2 protein-coding genes are annotated in these 2594 nt (G+C 59.9%); both read left to right on the forward strand.

Features of this window, described 5'->3' with window-relative positions; translation table 11 throughout:
• On the forward strand, window positions 1-1050 hold a 1050-nt coding region (locus tag ACIREA_RS30355; RefSeq protein WP_397386056.1), incomplete at its 5' end, for a polysaccharide lyase.
• A gap of 90 nt (window positions 1051-1140) precedes the next feature.
• Window positions 1141-2594: DUF1549 and DUF1553 domain-containing protein (locus ACIREA_RS30360; protein ID WP_397386057.1), on the forward strand; the 1454-nt coding region annotated here is incomplete at its 3' end.

Here is a 2594-nt window from a genome sequence, read left to right on the forward strand (position 1 = left end):
CATACGAACAAGAACAACTACTCGACGTTTGACGATGATGTCTCGCAGGCGGCGACGCGGCTGCTGGTGCGGGTGGACCATGCGCTGGGGGGCAAGGATGCGGAGATCAAGGAGGCGGCGGATTTTGCGCTGAGCGCGATCATGGCGACGCAGTATCCGGCGGGTGGATGGAGTGCGAACTGGGACACGTGGCCGAGTGCGCCGCCGCCGGTAGCGAAGTATCCGATCAAGGCGGGGATTTATCCCAGCGACTGGCCGCGCAAGTGGCCGAAGGATTTCACGGGATGCTACGTGCTCAATGACAACACGCATGCGACGCTGATGAGCACGCTGCTGCTGGCGTGGCAGCTGCGGGGGGGGGCGAAGTATCTGGAGGCGGCGAAGCGTGGCGGGGATTTTCTTGTCACGGCGCAGATGCCTGACCCGCAGCCGGCGTGGGCGCAGCAGTATGATAAGGAGATGCATCCAAGCTGGAGCCGCGCGTTTGAGCCGAGTGCGATCTGCGGGCGTGAAAGCCAATCAGCGATGTGGGCGCTGCTGAAGCTGGCGGCGGCCACGGGTGACAAGAAATACCTGGCACCGCTGCCGCGGGCGCTTGCGTATTTGCGGAAGTCACTGCTGCCGGATGGAAGGATCGCGCGGTACTATGAGCTGCAGACGAACAAGCCGCTGTACTTTGAACGCGGTGAAGGCGGCAAGGGGTTTGTGCTGACTTATTCGGACCAGAAGGCTTCCTCCAACTATGGGTGGAAATGGGATAGTGAGGTGGATGCGATTGAGTCATTTGGAAGGAAGATTGCGCGGGGCGAGAAGGTCGTTTTTCCACGCGTGGAGAAGGAGCGGTGGTCTTCGCCACCGACGGAGGGGGAGATTGCGATGATTTTGAAGGAGCAGCAGGCGGATGGCTCGTGGGCCGTGACGGATGAGGAGCGTGGATGGATGCGCGATGCGGGCGGGAAGAAAACGCGGCCTGCGGGTGGTGTGATCTACAGCCTGGATTTTGTGCAGAATGTGAAGGCCTTGAGCGTGTGGCTGAAGGCGAAGAGGTGAGGCGAATATTTTTATCTACCACCAACCATGAAGACACAGCATTTACGTTCAAGAGCATTCTGGCTCTGCGGTGCTCTTATCTCTGCGGGGATGCTTCCTGCGGCAGAGAAATATGACAATGACACGCCGTGGTCGTACCAGCGCATCTTGCGCCCGGCGGTGCCGGTGGTGAAGGATGCGGCGTGGCCGAAGGATGACATTGACCGCTTTATTCTTGCGCGGCTGGAGAAGGATAATCTGCATCCGATTGGCGATACTTCGCGGCTGACGCTGATTCGGCGGGCTTCGTTTGATCTGCGTGGACTGCCGCCGACGCAGGAGGAGGTGGAGCGGTTTGTGAAGGATGCGGCGGCGGATGATGTGGCGTTTGCGAAGGTGGTGGATGCGTTTCTGCAATCAGAACGATTTGGTGAACGGTGGGCGAGGCACTGGCTGGATGTGGTGCGGTATGCGGACAGTGTGGGCCGGGTGTGGAATGCTCCGTTTTTGTATGCAGCACGGTATCGCGACTGGGTGATCGATTCGCTGAATGAGGACAAGGCTTACAATCGATTTGTCGCGGAGCAGATTGCGGGTGACCTGCTGCCTGCCACGACGGTGCTGCAAAAGCGTGACCAGATTGTGGGGACGGGCATGCTGGCGCTGGGGAGCGTGAATCTGCAGGAGGGGGACTATGAGCAGTTTGTGCTCGATCAGGTGGATGATCAGATTGATGTGGTGTCGCGTGCGTTCATGGGGCTGACGCTGAGCTGTGCGCGGTGTCATGATCACAAAACGGAGCCGGTGAGCCAGAAGGATTATTATGCGCTGGCGGGCATTTTTTACAGCAGTCGCACGCTGCCGGGTCAGGCGAATCGCAGTGACATGAATGGTTCGGGTTATGTGGATCCGGAGATGCTGGTGGATCTGCCCACGAAGCTGGATGAGGCAGTCGGGCCGCCAGCGAAGCTGCCGGAGGGGATTCATTCGATGGATGATATTCGGGCGCAGGGGAATCCGAAGACGACGATCCGCTATGATGTGGATCCGCACTTCTGCATGGGTGTCATTGAAGGTGATGCGAAAGACTGTGAGCTCGCGGTGGGTGGTGATCCGCATGATCGCAAGGCTGCGCCGGAACGTGGTGGGCTGGGCATGCCTGCCCTGCCCCCGCTGCCGAAGATTCCGGCGAAGTCCTCGGGACGGCTGGAGCTGGCGCAGTGGATGACGCAGGCGACGCATCCGCTGACATCACGCGTGGCGGTGAACCGCTTGTGGCAGCATTTGTTTGGCGAAGGGATCGTGCGCACGGTGGATGATTTTGGCATCACGGGGAGTGATCCGACGCATCCGGAGTTGCTGGATCATCTGGCGATTCGTTTTGTGGAAGGTGGGTGGTCGGTGAAGAAGATGATTCGTGCGATGATGCTGAGCCGCACGTACCGGCTGGCGAGCACGGGCAATCCTGAACACCCGGATGCGGGTAACAAGCTGCGGTGGCGCATGAATGCAAAGCGACTGGAACTGGAGCCGCTGCGGGACACGCTGCTGCAGCTGGTTACCCG

Origin of the sequence: Prosthecobacter sp., from assembly GCF_044373815.1 — a bacterium.
In the GTDB taxonomy this organism is placed as follows: Bacteria; Verrucomicrobiota; Verrucomicrobiia; order Verrucomicrobiales; family Verrucomicrobiaceae; genus Prosthecobacter.